This is a genomic window from Carboxydothermus ferrireducens DSM 11255, assembly GCF_000427565.1.
GTDB lineage: Bacteria > Bacillota > Z-2901 > Carboxydothermales > Carboxydothermaceae > Carboxydothermus > Carboxydothermus hydrogenoformans.
Window position 1 is genome coordinate 135,897 of sequence record NZ_ATYG01000001.1, and the last position, 24,638, is coordinate 160,534.

At 45.6% G+C, this 24,638-nt stretch carries 19 protein-coding genes and 2 pseudogenes; all 21 read left to right on the forward strand.

Translation table 11 applies throughout. The features are described 5' to 3' along the window. Nucleotides 1-67: 67 nt before the first annotated feature. The 21 genes and pseudogenes from CARFE_RS0100785 to ald all read left to right on the forward strand — a co-directional run bounded on the left by CARFE_RS0100785 (nucleotide 68) and on the right by ald (nucleotide 24,580). Complete coding sequence (locus CARFE_RS0100785) at nucleotides 68-1,456, forward strand: TldD/PmbA family protein (RefSeq protein WP_028051393.1); 1,389 nt, start codon at nucleotides 68-70, stop codon at nucleotides 1,454-1,456. Nucleotides 1,457-1,573: 117 nt separating this feature from the next. After that, nucleotides 1,574-1,660 (forward strand): annotated as a pseudogene (locus CARFE_RS16105) (MerR family DNA-binding transcriptional regulator); the annotation flags it as partial. A gap of 35 nt (nucleotides 1,661-1,695) precedes the next feature. Further along, the gene (locus tag CARFE_RS0100790; protein WP_028051394.1) at nucleotides 1,696-3,141 is read left to right on the forward strand and encodes an IS200/IS605 family accessory protein TnpB-related protein; all 1,446 of its coding nucleotides are present in this window, start codon (nucleotides 1,696-1,698) and stop codon (nucleotides 3,139-3,141) included. Between the two features lie 142 nt (nucleotides 3,142-3,283). After that, nucleotides 3,284-3,511: an FmdB family zinc ribbon protein gene (locus tag CARFE_RS0100795; RefSeq protein WP_028051395.1), complete on the forward strand. Its 228-nt coding sequence runs from the start codon at nucleotides 3,284-3,286 to the stop codon at nucleotides 3,509-3,511. A gap of 121 nt (nucleotides 3,512-3,632) precedes the next feature. Next, a pseudogene (locus tag CARFE_RS16510) lies at nucleotides 3,633-3,842 on the forward strand (Uma2 family endonuclease); the annotation flags it as partial. A 195-nt stretch (nucleotides 3,843-4,037) separates the two neighbouring features. Beyond that, a complete protein-coding gene (locus CARFE_RS0100805; RefSeq protein WP_028051396.1) occupies nucleotides 4,038-6,101 on the forward strand; it encodes a cytochrome c3 family protein in 2,064 nt (687 codons plus the stop codon). A 338-nt stretch (nucleotides 6,102-6,439) separates the two neighbouring features. Then, complete coding sequence (locus CARFE_RS0100810; RefSeq protein ID WP_028051397.1) at nucleotides 6,440-8,449, forward strand: cytochrome c3 family protein; 2,010 nt, start codon at nucleotides 6,440-6,442, stop codon at nucleotides 8,447-8,449. 17 nt (nucleotides 8,450-8,466) lie between these two features. After that, nucleotides 8,467-11,010: a cytochrome c3 family protein gene (locus CARFE_RS0100815; protein WP_028051398.1), complete on the forward strand. Its 2,544-nt coding sequence runs from the start codon at nucleotides 8,467-8,469 to the stop codon at nucleotides 11,008-11,010. A 222-nt stretch (nucleotides 11,011-11,232) separates the two neighbouring features. Further along, nucleotides 11,233-11,451: a hypothetical protein gene (locus CARFE_RS0100825; protein ID WP_011343581.1), complete on the forward strand. Its 219-nt coding sequence runs from the start codon at nucleotides 11,233-11,235 to the stop codon at nucleotides 11,449-11,451. Between the two features lie 185 nt (nucleotides 11,452-11,636). Beyond that, nucleotides 11,637-12,059, forward strand: coding sequence for a Fur family transcriptional regulator (locus tag CARFE_RS0100830; protein WP_011343583.1), 423 nt, complete (start codon nucleotides 11,637-11,639; stop codon nucleotides 12,057-12,059). After that, nucleotides 12,056-12,937 (forward strand): metal ABC transporter substrate-binding protein, encoded by an 882-nt coding sequence (locus tag CARFE_RS0100835; RefSeq protein ID WP_028051399.1) that lies wholly within the window; start codon nucleotides 12,056-12,058, stop codon nucleotides 12,935-12,937. Before CARFE_RS0100830 ends, CARFE_RS0100835 begins: the two co-directional genes overlap by 4 nt. A gap of 2 nt (nucleotides 12,938-12,939) precedes the next feature. Next, nucleotides 12,940-13,623: a metal ABC transporter ATP-binding protein gene (locus CARFE_RS13775; RefSeq protein WP_034541355.1), complete on the forward strand. Its 684-nt coding sequence runs from the start codon at nucleotides 12,940-12,942 to the stop codon at nucleotides 13,621-13,623. Then, the gene (locus CARFE_RS0100845; protein WP_028051400.1) at nucleotides 13,598-14,398 is read left to right on the forward strand and encodes a metal ABC transporter permease; all 801 of its coding nucleotides are present in this window, start codon (nucleotides 13,598-13,600) and stop codon (nucleotides 14,396-14,398) included. Before CARFE_RS13775 ends, CARFE_RS0100845 begins: the two co-directional genes overlap by 26 nt. A 1-nt stretch (nucleotide 14,399) precedes the next feature. After that, the gene (locus CARFE_RS0100850; RefSeq protein ID WP_028051401.1) at nucleotides 14,400-15,530 is read left to right on the forward strand and encodes a S1C family serine protease; all 1,131 of its coding nucleotides are present in this window, start codon (nucleotides 14,400-14,402) and stop codon (nucleotides 15,528-15,530) included. An 88-nt stretch (nucleotides 15,531-15,618) separates the two neighbouring features. Beyond that, the gene (locus CARFE_RS0100855) at nucleotides 15,619-16,941 is read left to right on the forward strand and encodes a TldD/PmbA family protein (protein WP_051250067.1); all 1,323 of its coding nucleotides are present in this window, start codon (nucleotides 15,619-15,621) and stop codon (nucleotides 16,939-16,941) included. Nucleotides 16,942-17,075: 134 nt separating this feature from the next. Continuing rightward, nucleotides 17,076-18,398 carry a histidine kinase gene (locus CARFE_RS13780; RefSeq protein ID WP_245570737.1) on the forward strand — a complete coding sequence of 441 codons (1,323 nt, stop codon included), beginning with the start codon at nucleotides 17,076-17,078 and terminating at the stop codon, nucleotides 18,396-18,398. After that, nucleotides 18,388-19,143, forward strand: a complete 756-nt coding sequence (locus tag CARFE_RS0100865) for a LytR/AlgR family response regulator transcription factor (protein WP_028051403.1) — start codon at nucleotides 18,388-18,390, stop codon at nucleotides 19,141-19,143. The genes CARFE_RS13780 and CARFE_RS0100865 overlap by 11 nt, the downstream gene beginning before the upstream one ends. Before the next feature lie 118 nt (nucleotides 19,144-19,261). Further along, complete coding sequence (gene acs, locus CARFE_RS0100870; RefSeq protein WP_028051404.1) at nucleotides 19,262-21,205, forward strand: acetate--CoA ligase; 1,944 nt, start codon at nucleotides 19,262-19,264, stop codon at nucleotides 21,203-21,205. A 110-nt stretch (nucleotides 21,206-21,315) separates the two neighbouring features. Beyond that, nucleotides 21,316-21,690 (forward strand): holo-ACP synthase, encoded by a 375-nt coding sequence (gene acpS / locus CARFE_RS0100875; protein ID WP_028051405.1) that lies wholly within the window; start codon nucleotides 21,316-21,318, stop codon nucleotides 21,688-21,690. A 1-nt stretch (nucleotide 21,691) separates the two neighbouring features. Next, nucleotides 21,692-23,266 carry a bifunctional ADP-dependent NAD(P)H-hydrate dehydratase/NAD(P)H-hydrate epimerase gene (locus CARFE_RS13785; protein ID WP_051250069.1) on the forward strand — a complete coding sequence of 525 codons (1,575 nt, stop codon included), beginning with the start codon at nucleotides 21,692-21,694 and terminating at the stop codon, nucleotides 23,264-23,266. A 195-nt stretch (nucleotides 23,267-23,461) separates the two neighbouring features. Beyond that, nucleotides 23,462-24,580: an alanine dehydrogenase gene (ald, locus tag CARFE_RS0100885; RefSeq protein ID WP_011343597.1), complete on the forward strand. Its 1,119-nt coding sequence runs from the start codon at nucleotides 23,462-23,464 to the stop codon at nucleotides 24,578-24,580. Nucleotides 24,581-24,638: the final 58 nt, after the last annotated feature.

The following is a 24,638-nucleotide window of genomic DNA, read 5'->3' on the forward strand; positions in this document are numbered from 1 at the left end:
GAAAAAAAGGATATAATGTTAGTTAAGGAGAATTTCTCGGCATTAGAGATAATGAGGGGGAAAGCCAATGGATAACTTCACAATAAACGAAGTGTTACGGGAAGCTGCCCAAAGAGGTGCGCCCTTTGCGGAAATATATTTTGAAGAAAAAAATAACTTTGGCCTTGTTTTAGAAGACGGAAAAATTGAAAAGGTAACTCAGGGAGTTGAAGCTGGTGCCGGTATCCGGGTCATAGATGCTAACGGAAGAACAACTTACGCCTATACCAATGATTTATCTTTGGAAGCTCTTTTAAAGGCCGTTCGGGTAGCCACTCTGGGCTTAAATGGTTTAAAGGACAGTGTGAGCCTGGAAAATCCCGAAGTCACCTCCGGTAACGTGCAGATTAAGCCGGGAGAAGTGGCAGCGGAAGAAAAACTAAACCTTTTAAAAGTTGCCGATGAAGAGATCAGAAGACTCGGTCCTGAAATTCGCCAGGTGCAGGCGAGTTACGGGGAGTTGGAAGCCAAAGTAGTTATTGCCAATACCGAAGGCACTTATGTTGAGATGAACAAAACCCGGGTGCGGTTTGCGGTCCAGGCGGTAGCGGAAAAAGATGGGGTTATTCAGACCGGCTACGATGCCATAGGTACTACCAAAGGTTTTGAGACTTTTAAGGAGCAGCAGGTGGATGTTGCGGCCCGGGCAGCGGGAGAACGGGCCATTAAAATGCTTTCGGCCGAGCCTGCCCCATCGGGGGAAATGCCGGTGGTGATGGCCGGGGAAGCCGGCGGCACCATGATTCACGAAGCTTCGGGGCACGGCCTGGAGGCGGACATAGTCCAGAAGCGAATGAGCGTTTATGCCGGAAAAAAGGGCCAGAAGGTGGCCTCGTCATTGATTACTGTGGTGGATGATGGCACAATCCCCGGAAAATACGGGACCGTACCGTACGATGATGAAGGAAACAAAACGAAGAAAAATGTTCTCATTGACCGGGGGATTTTAACCGGTTATATGTATGACCGGCTAACTGCTAAAAAAGATAACGTTGAGCCTACCGGAAACGGAAGAAGGGAGTCGTATCAGCATAAACCGATTCCCCGGATGACCAACACGTATATAGTTCCCGGCGAAGACGACCCGGAAAAGATTATCCGGGAAGTAAAAGAGGGTTTACTGGTTAAAAAAATGGGTGGCGGACAGGTGGACACCAATACCGGCGATTTTGTTTTTGAGGTATCCGAAGGGTACCTGATTGAAGACGGCCAGGTCACCGTTCCGGTAAGAGGAGCTACTTTAACCGGCAACGGCCCCGAAGTTTTAAACAATGTGCTGGCCGTAGGTAAAGACCTGGGCTGGTCTATTGGTACCTGCGGCAAAGACGGCCAGGGCGTTCCCGTTTCCGACGCCCAGCCTACTCTCTTAATTGGTAACCTGGTGGTAGGTGGCACCGGCCGCATCCGCCGTAAATAGCAAAAAGAGGTATAATTTTTATAATTTTAGGGACTGTCCCCAAATTTATACTTGAGGAGGTAAAAACTGTTTAAAATAAAAGTACAAAATGATATAATTTTGATTGGGTGAATATAGATGTTATTGAGTATCAGCAGAAGTACATTTATAAACTGGGAAAGGGAAGGCTTAATAACCCCGGTTAGAACGCCAAAAGGAAGAAGAAGTAAAAATTTACGGACAAAGAGGAGCTAAAAAAGATGCAAACAATTCAAACCAAGCTAGTCTTTGTGAGTTTTGAAGACAAACAGGAAGTATTAGATTTGATGAGAAGATGGTCTTCCTGTGTAAGATTTGCCTACAACAGGCTTTTAGAAGGTTACGATAGAAACACACTTAAAAGAGAACTTCAAAAGATTTTTAATTTAAACTCAAGATATGTAGATGATGCAATAATGAAAGCAAAAAGTACTTTAGAAGCTAATATAGAACTGGGGACCAATCCGGGGAAAGTTATTTTTGGCGGGAGAGACTTATTTGAGAGACTTAGAAAACGCCATATAAACGGCAAGGCATATGAAAAATTAAAAATTAAATGGCAAGAGAAAAGGAAAGGAAATCTCTATTCCAGGGGAGATAAAAGCAAAAAAGGAAATCTTAACACAAGAATAGAGATAGATAAAAATGGTACTTTCTTGAGAATAAATGCAGGTAAAAGAAAGTACGTATATGCAAAAGTGCAGGCAGGATGGAAAAGAGGTAAAAACAGAGAGGAATTAATACAGGCAATTTGTATTTCTGGTGAACCTTACTCTGTCGAGCTAAAACTTAAAAATGGCAGTATATACGCCAATTTTATTGTTGAAGAAAATTTTCCGGAAACAAAAATAACAGGAGAAAAAGGAGTAATAGGAATAGATGTAAACGCCTGTCCCAGCAACATATCATGGGCAGAAACCGATGAAAAAGGGAATCTAATAAATTATGGAGAAATACCGATGCCAGAGCTTGAAAGTGGCAATTCAGATAAAAGAGAATACTTTAGATGGCAGTACGCCTATGAGATGGTAAAAATAGCAGAACAAAAAGGGAAAGCCCTTGTGATTGAGAAATTAGACCTAAAGCACAAAGGGAAAAGAGGAGATTTTTCAGGTAGAAAATCAAGAAGAATAAGACATAACTTTAGTTATAAATCGCTTTTAGAAAAAATAAAAACTTTAGCAAAAAGGAAAGGAATACAAGTAATAGAAGTAAATCCGAAAAACACATCAATAACAGGGATGCTGAAATACGCACCGCAGTTTATGGTGACAAAAGACGTAGCAGCAGCCTACGTAATAGCACGAAAAGGGCTTGGGTTAGAAGAAAGAATCCCGGCCAATTATATAAAGCTTCTCAACACATTGACTGTAGATGAATTAGAAGAACTAAAAGAGCATGTAAAGAAAACGGTCAAGAACCAGCAGTTAAAGAAAAAACACTTAAAAGAGATAAAGAAAGCAAAAAAATTTATCCAAAGCCTTGAGAGTAAGCCAGAAAGGGTACCAAGACCTCTGGATGGAACAAGTTTTAGTGCCCGTGATTTCTGGCGAGTTCTCAAGGTAGCGGTGGTAACACCACTCTCTCCTGAGAAGGTGCGAAGAGACTTCTCTGTCCTGAAGGGGTTGTTAATTCAGGGCAAGTGGGGAGACCGGATGTTGGCGTGAGTTCCTGCTTCTTGGGGCAGGGGCTATGGTTGTCCTGAATACCGCCTGCTGGGGCTGGGACAACCTGAAAGGCGGACTACAAATACCCCAGCTGTCTGAACTGATGCAGTTTTGCACAGTTTAGATAACCAGGGAGTAGTATATGCCGGCGTATGATTTTCGCTGTAACGATTGTGGTGAACTTTTTACCGTAAGATGCTCCATTTCCGAAAAGGAAAATGTCACTTGCCCCACATGCGGTGGCAAAAATTTAACCCAGCGGTTAACCGGGTTTATGGTAATGGGTAAGTCTTCCTCAAATGGAGAGGGAGCCATGGCATCCGGTTCAAGCTGCAGCGGCAAAAGCTGTTCCGGCTGTGCTGGATGTTAATACCCCTGAGTTAAAATCAAAAGAAAGATGTTAATATGACTTTTACGGAAAAAGAAAGAGAATATACTTTTGCTGATTATTTAAATTGGCCGGAAAATGAAAGAATAGAATTAATTGATGGGAAGATAAAGTAGAAAAATTTAACCTATATGAACAATTTGGCGTAAAAGAATACTGGATCGTGGAGCCTTAAAGTAAAATTGTAAGTGTTTTTACTCTGCAGGAAAACAAAAGATACGGAAGGCCGGAAATATACACCGATGAGGACATAATTAAAGTATCTATTTTTGAAGATCTTAAAATCGAATTAAAACATGTTTTTACGTATTAAGGGTTTCAAAAGAGTCGGCTTTTGCCGACTATTTTTTTGCCTGTTAAAAAATTCTTACCAGATTGAAGTAATATCCTGAAAAATTTCTCAATATATATACTCTCGGGTAAAAAATTTGGCAATAGATAAGGCACCGGGGGAAAAGGGGGTGAAAAAGGACACCCCCGGTGCCAAAACCCGAGAGGAGGAGTTTTTTTGCGAAATTTTATGTTTTTTCTTTTCTTCGGACTCATCCTGGGGGTTGTAACATCGACTGCCTTTGCTGCCCAGATAAGGGTAGGCCAGGATTACGGACCAACTCCCAAGTACTTTAATGCCGATGATAAAGCCTATTACCCAGCGGAAATTTACCTGCCCAATGAAACCAATCCTGCCCGGTACCGCATCCACTCCAATTATAGCCGGAATACCGATGCCTGTGCTGCCTGCCACGCCACCCACACGGCAGTGGGGGAAACCCTGCTCCAGTGGGGAACGGTATATGATACCTGCATGGCCTGCCACGACGGCACCATTTCCACCACTTATAATGTGCAGGAAGGGGAAATAGGCGCCAACGGTAAACCCACTTACGGCGGTATGTTTGGCATAGGTAATGAACCTTTTCTTTCCAACCACCTGGTGACCGGAGCGGTAAAAATCTTTGCTGCACCCGGTGGAAATATCACCGGAAATTATGAAACCTATGATGTACCGGACCAGGGGCAGGGAAAAATGTGGGATATAACCTTTGGCTGTGAGTCCTGCCACAGCCCCCACGGCTTGGGCGGCAACGCTCGCATCTTAAACCCCAATGTTAATGCATACAGCCTGGTAAATTATAAGACTAATTTTTCCCTTAAAAAAGTTACTGAAGGGAATGAGACTTTCTGGGTAGCCTTAAGTAGCGGCAACAGTTTTGATTCCACTGCAAAAAATGCTTACCAGTGGGTAAGAAGTTATCCGTATCTTAAAGGAACGAAAGTTTATTTTGATGGTACTGAAAAAGTCGAGGGAGTGGACTATGAACTTAGTAACTCCCAGGGATATACAAAAATAAAAGTTTTACAGGGTAATCCTGCCACCATTACGGCGTCCTTTTATCCCGCCCTGCAAGTAGCCATGACCATTACCAACTATCTTGATGGTGATAACACTTCCCAGTCTCCCGACTCCGAAACGGTCATTCACGTAAAAGGCATCAATGCTTTCTGCGGGGCTTGCCATACCGACTACAATACCGAAAACGTTTATAAGGATAGTACGAAATTAGAACCCAACGGCTCTTCCGACCTTTTAAACGGGAAATACACGGAAGCTTACCGGCACCAGGTTGGTTTTAACGTGGCCGATTTTGAACAGTATCTTCCAAACTCCAATATGGCTTATGAGCTCCGGGATGGTAAAAAATTCATGACCTGTCTTACCTGCCATTACGCTCATGGTGTAAGTCAAAGTTTTTGGCAGAAGACATTAGAAGGAAACTGGTTCACGGAAGCAAAAAGTTACTGGGGTACCTTGACGTTAGTTGAAATTGCCGGATCTTCTGCTCTAAAACGGGCTCCCAACATGGCGACCTGCGAAACCTGCCACCGTAAAGGTCCTGCTTCCGAAGGATATACGGCCAATTCTTCCGGAAGTACGCCGGGAAATAATCGTGAGACTTCTGTAAATCCTTCCTTCCCCTTGACCCGGGTAGACAACACCCTCTGCCAAAAATGTCACGAAAAAATCTATACCGGCTGGCTGCAAACTAAACACGCAAATCTAAGGGGAGATAGGGTAGACTGTCAGGATTGCCATACCGGCGGCAGTGAACACGTAAAGTCGCCTTCAGGGGCGTATATGGATAGCATTTCTGAGCTAAATTACCAGGCGCAAGTAGCAAAATGTGCAGGTGCCAATTGTCACGGAAATACCAGTGATAGTTTAGCAAACATGGATTATAACAGCGATACCATAAGCTTTGTAGACAGCAGCACTCCCCAGGTAAGAGAACATGTCAGCAGTAAGCACTACAACGTAGGTGCGATGACCTGTACTACTTGCCATAATCCTCACGGAGTAATTAAGCACAACAATCAAACCTATGAGTTAAAATACCAGCCCAATTCCCTCTGTGCCTTTTGCCACGATTTAGGCGAATTTGCCGGTGCCTTTAGCTGGGAAGATTATATGCCCCCGGTTCCAAGGACAGCGGTAAATGGTGCTGTCTATCATCTCCACTCTTTTACCTATAAAGAAGCCAATTTTCCCGGGTGGTTGGATAGTGATCATTAAAAAATAATGTGAAAGTAGCGGGGATAGTTCCCCGCTTTTTTGTGGTAAAAATAACAAATCGAAATATTACATATAAAAAAATAGAATTAATACTGCGAAAATAAAAGAAAAATTTGCAAAAGCTTGATAATTAAAGAAAAATAGCATTTACGGAATTTTTGCTGCAATAAATCTAACTTATCGATATAAATAACATTTAAAACAAAGATAAAGGAAATATTTACCAAAACATCTAATTAATAGCATAAAAATAATAATGCCTGTCCGGATAAACCGCCGGGAAAGGAGGGAAGGAGAAATACGGCGCATCCGGAATTAAAGGAAAGGAGGAGGAAGTATTGAAGGGGAAGATTAAGGTATTGTGTTTACTGATTTTAGCCCTGCTGATTTTAGGGTCCAACGCTTACGCCGCCCAGCTTTTGACGGGCGACACCTACGCCCCCACGGTAAAGAAAGTATATGACGAGCAGAGGGGCATGGTAAGTAAGTTTAATGCCGATGATAAAACCTATTACCCCAATGAAATTTATTTACCCAATGAAGCCAATCCTGCCAATTACCGCATTCACACCAACTATTCCAAGAACACCGACGCCTGTGCGGCCTGCCACGCCACCCACACGGCGGTAGGTCAAACCCTTTTACAGTGGGGAACGGTGTACGACACCTGTATGGCCTGCCATGACGGCACCATCTCGACCACCTATGATGTGCAAAGCGGAACCATCGCCGGTACCGGCAAGCCCACCTACGGCGGAATGTTTGGTAGCGGCAATGAAGATTCCCTCTCCAACCACCTGGTCACCGGAGCGGTTCAGATTTTCGCTGCCCCCGGGGGAAACGTCACCGGCAACTATGAAACCAACGACACTCCCGACAAAGCCGGTGCCACTGCCTGGGATATTACCTTTGGCTGTGAATCGTGCCATAGCCCCCACGGCTTGGGCGGTAACGCCCGAATCCTAAACCCCAACGTCAATGCTTACAGCTACCTGAACTACAAGTCCAATGTGGCGTATGTTTATAATTCTGCTACCGGTTATTACGAAAACAGCCAGAAATATCAGTGGGTCAGAAGCTATCCTTACAACAAAGGCACCCAGGTCTGGGTACAAGGTCAGTTAAAGACCGAAGGGGTGGACTACCTTTTGGACGGCACCAGCGGCGAAACCAGGATTAAATTACTCCAGGAAAACGGCAGCGTACCGGTAGTATATGCCTACTTCTATCCCGCTTTGCAGGTAAAAATGGAAGTAAAAAATTATCTGCAGTCCGGCGAATCCGTCCAGCACACATCCGGAATCAACCAGTTCTGCGGAGCCTGCCACACCGACTACAACACCGACACCGGGGATATCAACACCAGCACCGGCTCTTCGGATAAATTAACCGGCCAGTACACCGAAGCCTACCGGCACCAGGTTGGCTTTAAGGTGGACGAGTTTAAAGCGTTCTTACCCTTGACCAACATGGTTTACGAAAAGCGGAGTAACGGCGATGTCATGACCTGCCTTACCTGCCACTATGCCCACGGTGTAAGCAAGGAATTCTGGAAGAGAACGTTGTTAGATACTACCAATCAGAAAGTATACGGCTACTGGAGCGAGGTAGGAGAGAATGGTTTAAAAGAGCTTGCCGGGTCTTCGGCGTTAAAGCGGGCGCCCAACATGGGGACCTGTGAGACCTGCCACCGGAAAGGCCCCGCGGCTGAAGGCTACAACGCCAATACCGGACAAAGCGTAAGTGTAACCGCTACCACTTACGAAAGCCAGACGGGAGCTACGGCGGTGGGCAGCGGCAAATGCCAGTCCTGCCACCCGAAATATTATACCGGCTGGAGTAAAACCGCCCACTTTGACAACGGCGTAGGCTGCGAAGCCTGCCACGGAAACGGAAGCCTTCACGTCAAAGCCCCCAACAGCCGAAACATCATCAACCCTGCTACAAAGAACGTAGAAGGGAAGGTTGACACCTGCGGTACCGCAAACTGTCACGGTAAAGGAGCAACCAAGAGAACAGAAATTTATGATTTTGGCGGTGTAAGCGAAAGCATAATTTACTACAGTGAAGCCATGAGTCAGGTGCAGGAATTTAAGGAAAGCAAGCATTACAGTAAAGGCGGTGTTTACTGTTCCACCTGCCACAACCCGCACGGCATGATAGCGGATAAGAACGGAATCGAAAAGCAGCTAAAATACCTGCCGAACGCTTTATGCGGCAGCTGCCATGATACCGGAGCGGCCTTTGACTGGGCAACCTTTATGCCGAAGATAGCAAGAAGCGATGGAAGCGACCAGGCTTTACACAGCTTTACGGCCTTTGAATCGGAAATGCCGGGTTTAAGATAAGAGGGGAGGGAAAATAATTGAGGAAAAGGTATAAATTAAGTTTAATTGCCGTCATTACCTGCCTGGCCCTGCTGCTTACCGCAGCAGCGGCCTTCGGCTACCGGCAGTTTGCCAAAGACCCGATGACCCAGCAGTCGTTAAATTGTGCAACTACCTGCCACTATACCCAAAAAGCCTCGGATATCGGTAGCCTTCCCTATGCCAAGGTCGTTAACTACGCTATAGTGAAAAATATATTCTCCTTGGCCAAAGGGAAATTTTACCCCAAAAAACCGATTACCAATAAAGAGTTCCACGCTGCAGTGGAAAAAGCAGCAGGAAACACCACTTTGGCCGATGGCATAATTCCCGAAGATAACAAAAATTTTAACCGTTCCAAACTTGCCGATTACCTGGCAAGATTGACCGGAGCTACTACTTCCGGATACTTAGGACAAAGAATTAAGGACTTCAACGGCAATCGCAATTTAGCCTGGGCAATCTATAATGGTTACATTCCTATTTCAAAGACCGACAGCAATAATAATTTTTACGCCTATCCCTCCGCAATAGTCACCCGGGCGGAAGCAGCTTATGCTATCGTAACTGCAGGACTAATCAGGGCTAATGCCGATTCCAAGCCCACGCCTGTTGCCAATAATTCTAAACATGGTGAATTAACTTCATATTTTCTTACCTGGGTCCAGAATAATCCAACTGGTACCTCGGCTGAGTTTTGCCTGACTTGCCATGGACCGGGTACAGGTAAATGGAACTCCATCAAGAACATCGTTTACACCAACCACTATTTAAACCGCACCTTCACCAAAAACGGCGATACGATTTTCTGGATGGCCTACCAGTTTGGGCAAATGGGCAATCCTAAACTGCCTTTAGACCTCTACATGAATCAGGATAATCTTCACAATGCGGCCCGGCAAAATCCTGGCCTCGCCCAAATCGAAGGCTTCAGGGAAGTGGGCTTTGGTCCGGGACAGCTGCAGTTTGGCATGTACAACCGCCTCTGCGGTGCTCCGGAAACCTTCGGCTACCAGAGTTTCCTGGGCCGCTGGGTTGGAACCAGTGGTTCCCGGGCTGCCGGTTGCGGCCGCTGCCATATCGGTTACGGCATTAAATCCGGGCCGGCCGACCCCAACTACAACACCGGCCTCTTTAACCAGCTTTCCGGTGATATTGATACTGCTATCCTTGAATATGTCAAAGATATCGACTGCCTCCTCTGCCATGCCGACCAGTACTATGTCAGTAAGGGAGCGGCCCGAAATGTCAAAGTGGTAAATGGCAAGGCAACCATCTATACCGTAGGGGAAGTTTATAACGGCCAGGATCCGAGCATTACCAATCCTCAGCAAAAAGTCTTAACCGCGATAGCTTCCGTTTACAAAAAGCCAACCGCCAACGGCTGTGCGGTCTGCCACGACTTTCCGGCGGACGGTCCGGCCTATAAACGCGGCTTCTGGCACGACCTTGATGTTCACTTAAAAGATGATAAGCTTTCCTGTGTGGACTGCCACCCTGGTGGCGCCTGGACACCGGCTTTAGGTGATACCACCGGACAGGGAGTCTATAATAAGCACCAGTTCGTCATCGGCCCGATGCCCGACCTTTACACTCCTAACGATGGTCAGCGGGCCAAACAGTGCGGTGAGTGCCATACCGGCACGGTGCATGCCAATCAGGTTATAAACGACCACGGGCGGCGTTTGGACTGCCGCACCTGCCACATCAGTAAAGACTATGGCTTGGATTTCAGAGACTTTAGCAATCCCGCGAGAGAAGCAGCGGATGGAATATATGAACCCAAAGATTATGTGTTTAACAACTGGAGCGATTCCTCGTTATACAACAATAATTCCCATGAATACCGCGGAAATTACGGTACACCTGCTTTAAACTTCAAACGGCAGGATTACGAACACATGATGCGGTTTGGCGTCCGGCCCATTGGGGACATCTTTGATGAAGGGAAACTTTTAGGAAATATGGGTAAAATGAATTATCCGCAAAACCCTGCGGCCAAGATTCAGCCTTTCCACCGGGTAAACATCAAGATACCAATGGCCTTTGGCGATGTTTACTTTAAGGCAATTGGCAAGGACTTTGCCAACTTCCCCTTCATGCTGCCCTTTGATAAGAAGTATTATGCCGAAACCGGCGATATCATCCAGTCGGTTTATCAGGGAATTTACAAGCTTAAGACCTCCTTTAAGCCGGCTTATGATATGAGCAATCAAATTTATTTTGGCGAGCAGAAAGTACCTAAATATGACGGCTATACCGCGCAGATGATTTACTTCAACATGTTAAACGAAAATATCATGACCAATCCGCGGATGTCTATGACTCCAACTTCAAAAGGTAACAAACCCTTTAATATGAGCGGTTACTTTGAGTTTTACGGCTTAATGCAGATGGACCACACGATACTTCCGGCAAGCGAAGCTTTAACCTGTGTTGACTGCCACAGCGCTACCGGCCGGGTAGCAATAGCTACTGATAGTTGGAAAAGCCTTGGCTATTCCGCAAAACGCAGCCAGCTTTTAATCTTCACCAAAAAATAAGATGGCTTTAAAAGGACTAATTTAGCCCTCGGAATAAATTTTCCGGGGGTTTATTTTTTGATTTTTAACCGTATAAAAGTAAAATATCAGCAGATGGTGGTTTAACCAAGGATTTAGAAAATGGTGCAAAAGAATAATTTTTAGAAACATTTCGGCAAAAAAGATTAAAATTTCTTTTAATACCCCAAAAAATCTTATACGATAAAAAGGGGGAGCTAAAAAATGAAAAAAAGAAAAAACATTAAATTGCTTTATTTTGTAGTTTTTGGAGCTTTACTTATCTTACTCTTCTACCAACAAGGTTTTCGCCTGCCCAGACTTTCCAGTATCAAGCATCTAATTGTTTATTTAATGGGGGTTCTGGGAATAATCCTTATTATGATTGGCCTGCGCCGGCAGATGGAGAGAAACCATCCCGATGATGACGAAGATGAATTATAGGGTGCAATTAAATTGGTGGTAGGTGGTTGGTGGTTGGGAAGGTGATTCTAACCTGGGAAGACAAATGCTGGTTATAGCCGACACTGCATTAAAGGCGAAGGTATTTAAAATCCCCTTGACTCGGTAAATTTACAGGTATAGATTAATTTTTAGATAGGAATAATTACGATGTAGGTGGGAATACGATGAATGTAAGAGAAGCATATAAAATTTTACGGGATAAGGGCATAAAGATTACACCGCAGCGGCAGGCGCTTTTAGAGCTTTTTGCCGATGAAAAAAGCTATACCGCCCGGGAGATTGCCGAAAAATTGCGCCGGCATTACCCTGGTTTTAGTTTCGATACCGTTTACCGTAACTTAAAGCTTTACTGCCGGTGCGGGATTTTAACCGAGACCATGGCGCCGGACGGGATTGCCCGCTTTTCCTTAAATACCGGACAGCACCGCCATTATTTCACCTGCCTTGCCTGCGGGGAGAAAGTGGCCCTGGAATCGTGTCCTATTGAAGAAAATAAATTTAACCTTCCGGGAAAAGTGGGGACGATAACGTATCACCGGATTGAACTTTTTGGAAAGTGTGCAGCCTGCGAGGAGGGGAAAAAGTGAAGCGAGTCCTTGTGCTGGTCTTAGTCTTTACTTTATTTGTACTTTCGGGCTGTTCCAATGCCCGGACGGCTTCTACTACCGATAGCGGTAAGCCTTTGATTGTTACTTCAATTTATCCCTATGGTGAGCTTGCCCGGGAGATTGCCGGGGATAAAGCTGAGGTTACGGTTTTAGCCCCTCCTGGAGCCGATGCCCATGATTTTGAACCAAAACCTTCCGACCTTTTTACCCTGAGGAAGGCCGATTTAATCATCTTAAATGGTGGAGGGCTGGAGCCCTGGGCCGGAAAGATAATCAAGCTTTTAGGAAAAGATAAGGTTATTGAAGCGGAAAAAATTTTGGAAGGCAAAGTAAAAAAAGACGATCCCCATTACTGGCTATCTTTGATATTTGCCCGCAAAATAGCCGAAGCTATTAAGGATAATTTAGTAACGCTGGATCCGGGAAATAAAAGCTACTATGAGGAAAATTACCGCAAACTTGCCGATAAACTTTATGAGCTGCATTTGGCGATGGTGGATCTTACCTCGGACCTAAAAACCCGCAAGATTTTTACCCTGCACCGGGCCTTTGGTTATTTTGCAGCCGATTACGGTTTACAGGAAATTTCCCTGATGTCCGGAAAGGAAGCGGAAGCAACCATTGGCGATATTGAAAAGTTTATGAAGGAGTTTTCGGCGGAAGATGCTGAATACGTGTTTTTTGACCCGGTTTTTGGTAAAAAGGTGGCGGAAAAGGTTTCTGAAAGCTACAGGGTGAAGTTTATGCCCCTTTATACTTTAGAAGGGGTTGATGAAACCTTAAAAGGTAAAAGCTATTTGGAATTAATGCAGGAGAATATTGAAACATTGCGCCTTGCTTTAGGAGGAGATGATTAAACTTGGGGCTAATAGTTGAAAACCTCTCTGTAACATACGGCGGTGAGCCGGTATTAGAGGATATAAATTTTTCATTAAAGGAAGGGGATTTTCTTTTGGTTCTGGGAAAGAACGGGGCGGGTAAGTCTACCCTGTTAAAAGCGATTGTCGGGGAGATTCCTTACTCCGGGATTATAAAGACCTTTAACCATAAAATTGGTTATGTGGCGCAGAAAATTCCCGGGACCATCCCCTTTCCGGTTACCGTGGAAGAATTGGTGCTGGCCGGAACGCTGAAGGGAAAACCAAAATTATTTTACCGTAAGGAAGACCGGGAAGTTGCCGTAGAAGCGCTTAAGGCTACCAACCTTCTTAAGAAAAGGAATAAACTTTTAGGAAACCTTTCCGGAGGGGAGCTAAGGCGGGCGTTTATTGCCCGGGCGCTGGCGGGGAAAGCCGATTTGTTATTGTTGGATGAACCCACCAGTGGTCTTGACCAGATGAGCCGTGAAGAATTGTATCAGGTGCTAAATACTTTTTTCAGAGAAGACACCATTATCTTAATGGTTACCCATGATCCAAAGGAGATAAAAATTTTAGGGAATAAAGTGCTGCACATAGATAAAAAAGCGTTGTATTTTGGGGATAAAGACGGCTATCTTGCAGGGGAGGAAAGGGAACTTGGATTTGAATGTTGTCCAGAATAGCCTTTTAATTGCCCTCCTTTTGGCCATTGAGGGAAGCCTTGTGGGGGTTTTTTTACTGGTAAGAAGGTACAGCCTTTTAGCCGATGCTTTAGCCCACTTTTCTTTGGTCGGGGCCGCATTAGGGGTGTTTTTCGGCTTTTCTTCCCTTTTAGGCGGAGTTTTTGCGGCTTTAACCGGCGGCGTTATCTTGGAGACGCTACGCTACAAAGAAAATGCTTTTAACGATGCAAACCTTGCCTTGATTTCGGCGGGAGGTTTGTCTTTAGCGCTCATTATTGCTTCTTTAAAAGGAGAGGTCTGGCAAAGTTTGGGTCAGTATTTGTTTGGCAGTATCCTCTTTGCCGGGAAAAGGGATTTAATCTGGGCCTTTGTTACTTTTCTCGGGGTCTTATTATTTCTTTTGTTTTATAGCCGGCATTTGCTGCTTCTTTCCATAGACCAGTCCGGGGCCAAAAGCCAGGGGATAAAGGTAAGGTTTAGCGAGTTTTTCCTGATCATTTTAGCTACCATAGTGGTTTCTTTTGGTATTCAAGCGGTGGGGGCATTACTTACCGGTGCTTTTTTGGTACTTCCGGCTTTAATTGGCATTGAACTCGCCCGTTCCTTTACCGGATTAATTGTCTGGGCGGTGACGATTAGCTTAATTATGGCCGTGGCGGGGATAATTATTACATTTTTCTTAAACTTGCCGCCGGGTGCTACCATTGTGGCCACCGGTGTATTAATATATATTTTGGTAGTATCAGGGAAAAAACTTGGGCAAAGGGGGAATTAAGATGTACCAGTACCGTATGGATGAGCCGAGAGGACACCGGCCTTCGTGGTTTACGGTAATAGTGGTGGCGGTAATTGCCGGTTTAATTGGGAGCATGGCCGGGATTTATGCCTATCCCAAACTTTTTCCCGCGGAGAATACCAAGATTAAATATACACTACCCCAGGCTCCCGAAGTAAAAACCGGCGAATACAGCTATACGCCGGTGGTGGCGGTGGCCAAGAAGGTATCACCGGCGGTGGTGGGGATATCCAATATTGCGCCGGGGGGCTTTTTTGGCCTGGGAGGGCTTGAAGAAAAAAGCTCTGGATCTGGCTTTATCATTTCTCCCGATGGCTACATCGTTACCAACAACCACGTGGTAGAAGGAGCTTATGAGCTGTATGTGAGTTTGGCCGATGGCCGGCAGATGAAGGCCAAAATCATCGGTACCGACCCGCGGGCGGACCTGGCGGTGATAAAGGTAAATGCCAAAAATTTACCGGTAGTAACCCTGGGTCATTCCAGCACTTTGCAGGTAGGAGAGCTGGCCATTGCCATCGGAAACCCTCTGGGTAAAGAATTTGCCCGAAGTGTCACCGTTGGGGTAATAAGTGCCCTTAATAGAACGTTAACTTATGAATCGGGAGAAAAAAGTCTTAGGCTGATTCAAACCGATGCGGCTATTAACCCTGGCAATTCCGGTGGACCTCTTTGCAACGCCAAAGGAGAAGTGGTAGGGATAAATTCGGCCAAAATTTCCATTCCGGGCTTTGAGGGAATGGGCTTTGCCATCCCGATCGATGAGGCAAAACCGATTATTGAGCAGCTAATTAACAAGGGTTACGTTACCCGGCCGTGGCTGGGCATTGCCGGTGCGGAAATTTCCGAACAGGAAGCCCAGTATTACGATATACCCCAGGGAATTTATATTGAAGGGGTTGTCGAAGGTGGACCGGCGGATAAAGCCGGTATTCAGGCTAAAGATATTATTACCGCCATTAACGGTACGAAAATTACCACCATGGCGGAACTAACCGATGAACTGTTTAAACACAAGCCTGGAGAAAAAATAAAAGTAGAAGTATACCGGCTAAAGGAAGGCAAAAAATATACCTTAGAAGTAACCTTGGGCGAAAAACCAAGAGAATAACGCTGGAGGGACGGTTCTGAGAACCACCATTTTCGACGATGAATAGAAAATGGTGGCTGTAAGAACCGTCCCTGGAGGAGGTATTTTGGTGGAGATTCTGGAACTGGCGTTAGCGGAAATTAAAGCGAAAAAGGCGGCCGGGGAAGTTTGTTATACCCGGGGCGAAGAGCTTTCGGTGGAAGTGCGGGAAGGACAGGTGGAAACGGTTAAGCAGGCGGTAGAAGAAGGGGTAGGGGTACGGGTCTTTTACGAGGGAAGGCTTGGCTTTGCCTATACCACGGTAATGACTCCGGAAAAAATCAAGGAAACGGTGGAAAAAGCAGTCCAGGCGGCAAAGATTACCGATAGCGATCCTTACTTACGTTTGGCAAAACCTTCTACCTACCCAACGCCGGAATTAACCGACCCGGAAATAACCACCGCTTCCTTGGGGGAAAAGGTTAATTTAGCCCTTACCATGGAAAGAGAAGCGTTAAATTTCAGCCCCAAAATTAAGGGGATTGAAACTGCGGCCTATGATGACTACCATTATCAATGGCATTTAGCCAATACCGAAGGTTTTTTCGGAAGTTTTTCGGGAAATTATGCTTCTATTTATATTTTTTTAGCTTCGGAAGATGAATCGGGCTCGGAGACCGCTTTTTCCTATAAAGTAACCCGCAAGTTTAAGGAAATAGACCCGAAAGCTGTAGGTCGGGAAGCGGCAGAAAAAGCGGTAGCCAAACTTGGGGCCGGTAAGGTTCCCTCCGGACGGTATATGGCACTTTTAGACCCGTATGTGGCCGTAAATCTTTTAGGGGTGTTAAAAGCATCGTTCTTAGCGGAAAATGTGCAAAAAGGTAAAAGCCTTTTAAAAGGGAAACTTGGCGAAAAAGTGTTTAGCCCCGTTTTCAGCTTAATTGATGATGGTACCCTTAAAGATGGCCTGGCTACTGCACCGTTTGACGGGGAAGGGGTGCCTACCCGGAAAACCGTTTTGGTAGAAAACGGTACTGTTAAAAGCTTTCTTTATAATTTATACACCGCTGCCAAAGAAGGAGCGGTTTCAACCGGCAATGCCGTTCGCTCTTCCTTTAAAGCTTTACCGGAGCTGGGGACCACTAATTTCTACATTCCTCGAGGAGGAGTTAGCCGGGAAAGTTTATTTAAACAAACCAGCCGGGGGGTTTATATTACCGAAGTGCTCGGGATGCATACCGCAAACCCCGTTTCCGGAGATTTTTCAGTAGGAGCGACCGGCTTTTTAGTAGAAAATGGCGAAATTACCCGGCCGGTCAGGGGGATAACCATTGCCGGGAATATAAAAGATTTATTTGGAAAGTTAATTGCTGTGGGCGATGACCTGAGCTTTTACGGAGCTAAAGGAAGTCCGACCCTGTTAATTGAAGAGGTGGCGGTAAGCGGAAGTTAGAGGGTTAAAACCCTCTTTTTTTCTTAACTTCTTTCCCGGTATAAAAATTTGTTTTTTCCTCAAAAAAAATGCATATTTATTTTTTTAAATTTTAAATTATAATAATATTAAGAAAATTTTGACGGGGTGGGAGTTTGGAACCCTTACTAAAGCTTTTTCTTTTAGCGGTGATAATGACAGCTTTTGAAGGGTTTTTTGGATTTTATGTTTTTTTTCCGGAAGGCTTAAAGCTTTTACTGTCCGTTATTCTCCAGTTTTTAATTAATTTTCTTGGAGTATATATCGCCAGCTACTTTTTTCGCTCTTTCCGGGTGATTACTTTAAAAAAAGAAGTGCAGGACCAATTAAATCCTCTCATGCTGGCCAATGAAGCTTTGCCGATTATCAAGCAGGGATTAAATGTGGAGACCGCCGGAAAAATTGCCGAAATAATTCAGCGGATTAGCGACATGGAAGCGGTAGCAATTACGGACCGGGAAAAAGTGCTGGCGTATGTGGGGGTTGGTTGTGAACGGCATAAGATAGGGGACCCTATCCGGACCTTTGCCACCAAAGAAGCCATCCGCACCGGGGAGCTTAAAATAATTGACCACAGTTTAAAATACATTTGCTCGGTAAAAGACTGCGACTGCCCCCTCCAGGCGGCGGTGGTTGTTCCTTTGAAAATTCGCGGGCAGGTGGTGGGTACCATAAAGCTTTACCAGACGAAAAAAGGCGAGATGCCGGCCCAAACTGTAAAACTTGCGATGGGGATTGCCCAGATCTTAAACCTGCAAATGGAAATAGCCGAGCTTGACCGCCAGGCGCAAATGGTGACCAAAGCCCAGTTAGAAGCGCTGCAGGCCAAGATAAATCCGCACTTTCTTTTTAATACCTTAAATACCATCATTATGTTTAACCGGACTAACCCGGAATTAGCCCGAAAGCTTCTAATTCATCTGGCAAAATTTTTCCGGCAAACTTTAAAAAAACAGGGGATGTTTGGCACGTTAAAGGAAGAGCTTGATTACGTCAATACTTATTTAGTTCTGGAAAAAGCCCGGTTTCGGCAAAAGCTTAGAATTATAAGGGATATTGACCGGGAATTACTGAATTACCAATTTCCGGTATTAACATTACAACCACTAGTGGAAAATGCGGTTAAACACGGTATTACCCCTAAAGAATCCCAGGGTACGGTTTTAATCCGGATTAAGAGGGATGGGGAAAAAATTAACGTGGAAATAAAGGATGATGGAGTGGGGATTTCTCCCAGTATGGTTGGCCGGGTTTTGGAACCGGGATTTGGTTCGGGAAACGGGGTCGGGATGTCCAACGTTCACGAACGTTTGCTCAGTTTGTACGGCCGGGAGGCGGGCCTTAAAATAGAGTCGAAGTTAGGGGTGGGGACTACCGTGAGTTTTTCCATCCCGGCGTTAAAAGTTGAAGAAGAAGGGGAGAGGGAAAATGAAAATTAGGACGCTCATTGTGGATGATGAGTATCCTGCCCGGCAGGAACTGCGTTTTTTGTTAGCGGAGATTCCGGAAATTGAAGTGGTGGGGGAGGCGGCAACGGCCAGCGAAGCCCTTGCTCTAATCCGGGCGGTGGATTATTCTTTGTTGTTTTTGGATATTGAAATGCCGGGACTTTCCGGGCTTGAGCTGGCCAAGGAAATCAATGCCCTGCCCCACCCGCCGTATGTGGTTTTTGTTACCGCTTATGACGAGTATGCTTTAAAAGCGTTTGAAGTTAATGCGGTGGATTATTTACTAAAACCTATTGAGCCCAAAAGGCTAAAAAAAGCCGTAGAAAAGGTAAAGAGGCTAATCCAGGAAAACGGCTTACCAAAAGGGGAGGAAGTTTTTAACTCGTACCGGATGACGGGAAGACTTGACCGCATACCGGCCGAAAAAGGCGGGAAAACGGTTTTGGTGGGGGAGCAGGAGATTATTTATGCCTATACCGAACAGGATTATGTTTACCTGAAAACCTATCAGGATAAATACTTTACCCGTTTTACCCTGAAAGAATTAGAAGGACGGTTAAATCCCACGGTGTTTTTCCGCTGCCACCGCTGTTTTATTGTCAATCTTCAAAAGGTAAAAGAGATAATACCCTTTTTTAACGGCACCTATACTTTAGTGGTGGATGATAAAGAGAAAAGCGAAGTTCCGGTAAGTAGAGCCCAGGCGAAAAAATTAAGAAAAATTCTCGGACTTTAAACCGTTAAAAGCAGAAAAAATGCTTTTTAACGTTTTTTTTTTACCTTTCACAATCAAAAACTGGATTAATAACCGTTGCCAAATTATTATATAAAAAAAAGGAAAAAGGAGGGGGCTTATGAGCGATAATTTTGAAGCGCTCTTGCAGGAAAGCCGTATTTTTGAACCGCCGGCAGAATTTAAAGAAAAAGCCAAAGTTGCGGACTTATCCCTTTATGAATGGGCCGAGCGGGATTTTTTAGGTTTCTGGGCGGATGCGGCCAAAGATATCGAGTGGTTTTCGCCCTTTGAGAAAGTATTGGATGATTCCGATGCACCATTTTACAGATGGTATACCGGTGGAAAGTTAAACGTTTCCTACAATTGCGTGGACCGGCACACCAAAAGCTTTCGCCGCAACAAAGCAGCGTTAATCTTTGAAGGCGAACCGGGGGATTCAAAAATTTTAACCTATCAGGAGCTGTACCGGGAAGTAAATAAATTTGCCAATGTTTTGAAAAAGTTGGGGGTGCAAAAGGGAGACAGGGTTACCATTTACATGCCGATGATTCCCGAAGCGGTAATTGCGATGTTAGCCTGCACCCGCATTGGTGCACCCCACAGCGTTGTGTTTGGCGGTTTTAGTTCGCAGGCGTTGAAAGACCGGATTGATGATGCCAAGGCCAAGCTTTTAATAACTGCCGACGGTGGTTACCGCCGGGGAAGTATTGTTGAACTAAAGAAAAATGCCGATGCTGCTTTAGAAGGGGAAACCACCATTGAAAAGGTGGTGGTGGTGAAAAGAACCGGGCAGGAAGTGCCGATGACCGAGGGCAGGGACTACTGGTACCACGAGTTAATGGCCGATGCGGCTCTATACTGCGAGCCGGAGCAGTGCGATGCGGAAGATATGCTTTTTATCCTTTACTCTTCCGGTACTACCGGTAAACCCAAAGGCATTCAGCATACCACCGGCGGTTATCTGGTAGGGGTCCATACCACCTTTAAATACATCTTTGATTACCGGGAAGAAGATATTTACTGGTGCACCGCCGATATAGGCTGGATTACCGGGCACAGCTACATTGTTTACGGACCACTGTCCAACGGTGCTACCGTTGTTTTATATGAAGGTGCCCCCGACTGGCCGCAAAAAGACCGGTTCTGGGAGATTATTGAAAAATACCGGGTAAATATCCTTTATACCGCTCCGACGGCCATTCGAACCTTTATGCGCTGGGGAGAAAAGTGGCCGAAAGGACGGGATCTGTCCAGCTTACGGCTTCTGGGGACGGTGGGTGAACCGATTAACCCCGAGGCCTGGATTTGGTATCACCAACATATCGGCGGCGGCCGCTGTCCGATAGTCGATACCTGGTGGCAAACGGAAACGGGAATGATTATGATTACTCCTTTACCCGGCGTGATTCCCACCAAACCCGGTTCGGCTACCAAGCCTTTCCCCGGGGTGGAAGCGGATGTGGTCAATGATAAAGGCGAACCGGTACCTCCCGGACAGGGTGGCTATTTGGTGCTGAAAAAACCGTGGCCGGCAATGCTTCGCACTTTGTATGGCGATCCGGAACGGTATAAAAACACCTACTGGAACAAGTTCCCGGGCTGGTATTTTACCGGTGATGGGGCGAAAAAAGATGAAGATGGCTACTTCTGGATTTTAGGACGGGTAGACGATGTCATTAACGTTTCCGGCCACCGGATAGGTACCATGGAAGTGGAAAGTGCTTTAGTGGAACATCCTTTGGTGGCGGAAGCAGCGGTAATCGGCAAGAGCCATGAAGTAAAAGGCCAGGCGATAGCTGCTTTCGTCACCCTGAAGGAAGGGGTAGAGGGTACTCCCGAATTGGTGCAGGAGTTAAAACAGTTTGTTGCCCAGAAAATTGGTGCTCTTGCCCGGCCGGACGACATCTTCTTTACCGCCGAGCTTCCCAAGACCCGAAGCGGTAAAATTATGCGCCGCCTGTTAAGAGATATTGCCGAAGGCAGGGCTCTGGGCGATACCACTACTTTAACCGATCCTGCGGTTATCAATAAGATTAAGGAACAGTATAAAGACGAAGGTTAAAAAAGCCAGGGAAAAACTTCCCTGGCTTTTCCTTTTCGGCAGTTAGACATTTAACCCTAACTTAAGGTAAAATACTGGTAAGAAAAACTTTGGCAGTAAGGTGTGGTGTTGTGTACGCTACCGGTATTGACCTGGTGGAAGTGGAAAGGATTAAGAAGATTTACGAGCGTTACGGTGAGCGTTTTTTACATAAGGTTTTTACCGAGCGGGAAATTAATTACGCTTTTTCGGGAAGAGAACCGTTCGGGCGGCTTGCTGCCCGCTTTGCGGCCAAGGAAGCGGTAGCCAAAGCTTTAGGGTGTGGCCTGGGCAAAGTAAGCTTTAAAGATATTGAAGTCTTATCCAGGCAGGGAACTTCCCCCGAAGTGGTTTTACACGGCCATGCGGCAAAAATTTTTCGGGAAAAGGGTTTTACGGGAAAAAGCTTAAGTTTAAGCCATGAAAAAAAGGTGGCGGTAGCAATTTGCGTGATGTGGAGGGGTTAAAATGCTTCTTTTAACCGGGCGGGAGATGGCGGAGTTTGACCAGAAAGCGATTAATGAATACGGGATTCCGGGAATTGTTTTAATGGAAAATGCGGCTTTAAAGACTTTTTATAGAATTAAAGAGATTTTGGGAGATGTTAGCGGCAAAAAAATTATCATCTTAGTGGGAAAGGGAAATAACGGTGGTGATGGTCTGGCCCTTGCCCGGCACCTGGCCAATGCCGGGGCTAAAATCCGGGTGTTTTTACTGTTTAAAGATAATTTTAAAGGAGATGCTTTAATTAATTTTAATATTTTAAAGAAAATGAGTGAAAAAATCTATGAAGGGATTACCGAAAATTTAAACCTTTTAAAAATCTCCCTGATTGATGCCGATATGGTGGTGGATGCGATATACGGCACCGGTTTTCGGGGGGCGCTACCGCCGGAAATCCGGGAAGTGGTGGAGATTGTCAACCAGGCGGATGCAGTTAGGCTGGCGGTGGATATCCCTTCGGGGGTAGACGCCAGCACCGGCCAGGTCGAAGGCGTTGCCTTTCAGGCCGACTATACGGTAACCTTCGGGTTACCCAAAGTGGGACAAATCCTCTTTCCCGGGCGAAAATACTGCGGGGAAATTTACGTGGAGGATATTTCATTTCCGGAAAAACTAAAAAAAGAGTTTTCTGTTCGGCGCTGGCTTATTGAAGAAAAGCTAATTAAAAAAATCATAAAGCCGGTGGCAGCGGATACCCATAAAGGCCGGCAGGGTTTTACGCTGGTAGCAGGAGGGTCGCGTGCTTACTCTGGAGCTCCTCTTCTTTCTGCAAGAGGATGTTTAGCGTCCGGGGTGGGAGGGGTTTACCTTGCGGTACCGGAAGAGTTGTTTGAACCTTTAGCGGGTAAGGTACCGGAAATTATTTTACGGGGATTACCGGCAGCATCCGGGCAACTGGCGGCGGAAGGTTTTTTTATGCTCAATGAACTTCTTTCTAAAGTAAAGGCGGCGGTTATAGGACCGGGAATGGGGGAGTTAACCGGAAGTAAAGAAGCTTATCTTAATTTTTTGGAAAGTTGTCCTTTGCCGCTGGTGATTGATGCCGACGGTTTAAATAATCTTGTTGGTTATCTGGAGGTTTTAAAAAGGCGAACGGCTCCTACGGTTTTAACTCCCCATTTGGGCGAAATGGCAAGGCTTCTTGGGCTGAGTGTTAACGAAGTAAAGGTAAAGGGTGAAGAAATTAGCAAAGAGTTTACAAAAGAATATAAGGTTTACCTGGTTTTAAAAAGTGAAACAACTTTAATTGCCGCGCCAACTGGGGAAGTCTGGTACCTGGCCGGGGGCAATCCCCTTTTAGCCAAAGCCGGCAGCGGCGATGTTCTGTCTGGCTTAATTGCCGGCTTTTTAACCCAGGGTTACGGTCCGGAGGAAGCAGCGATTTTGGGGGTTTATTTTCACGGAAGAGCTGGAGAACTGGCATTAAAGGAACGGGCGGTAAACAGCTTTTTTATTTCCGATATTTTTTCTTATTTAAATGAAGTTTTCCGGGAAGCAGGGGGTAATGGTGGAAAGAAAAATATCCATATGGAAAGATAATTTTCCACGATTTATAAAGTTTTGTTTGAACTTATAACAGACTGGAAAGTTTTATTTCCAGTCTGTTATTTTTTTAGGGAATTTTCGAGGTTTTTTAACGCCAACTGATATTGGTACGAAAATTGCTTAAAATAAATATAGCATTTTTAAAAATAGCATTTGTTTTAACATAAAAAATTTGGGGGTGAATTTTGCATGATTATTGGTGTACCAAAAGAAATTAAAAATAATGAAAACCGGGTGGCGATTACTCCTGCCGGAGTTGAGGCTTTGGTTGCGGCGGGGCATAAAGTGGTGATTGAAAATAACGCCGGTCTTGGCAGCGGGATAACCAATGAAGAATACATAAAAGCTGGGGCGGAAATTCTTCCAACTGCTGCCGATGTCTTTGCTGCTGCCGATATGATTATGAAGGTAAAGGAGCCACTGCCGCCGGAATACCCGTTATTTAAGGAAGGGCAAATTCTCTTTACTTATCTTCACCTCGCGCCGGAGCCGGAACTTACCCGGGCTTTAATGGAGAAAAAGGTTGTAGCTATTGCTTACGAAACCATTCAGCTTCCCAACGGCAGCCTGCCATTACTAACTCCAATGAGCGAGGTTGCCGGGCGGATGGCGGTCCAGATCGGTGCTCGTTTCCTGGAAAAGCCTCAGGGCGGTCGGGGTATGCTATTGGGGGGCGTTCCCGGAGTTCCACCGGCCGAAGTGGTGATTATTGGTGGCGGTGTCGTCGGTACCAATGCCGCCAAGATGGCTATGGGCATGGGAGCTCACGTGACCATTCTTGATAAGAGTGCCGACCGGCTTAGATACCTGGATGATATCTTTTTCGGCAAAATAACCACCATGATGTCCAACAGCTACAATATTGCCGAAGCGGTGAAAAAAGCTGACTTATTGATCGGCGCCGTCTTAATTCCGGGAGCCCGGGCGCCCAAATTGGTAACGGAAGAGATGGTTAAGACCATGAAACCCGGTTCGGTTATCGTTGACGTGGCTATCGACCAGGGTGGTTGCGTCGAAACTATTGACCGGGTAACTACCCACCAGGATCCGATTTACGTTAAACACGGAGTTGTCCATTATGCTGTAGCCAACATGCCCGGTGCCGTACCGAGAACTTCAACTTTTGCTTTAACCAACGTGACCTTGCCGTATGCTTTGGCTATTGCCAATAAAGGGTGGGAGCGGGCGGTAAGGGAAGACCGGGCTTTAGCTTTAGGCGTTAACGTTTTAGACGGAAAAGTTACCTGTAAGGCGGTAGCCGATTCTTTGGGCTTACCTTATACTCCGCTGGAAGAAATCCTCGGTTAGAGGTAAAAGGGGTGGAATTATCCACCCCTTTGCTATATCATTACATTAAAAAAGAAAA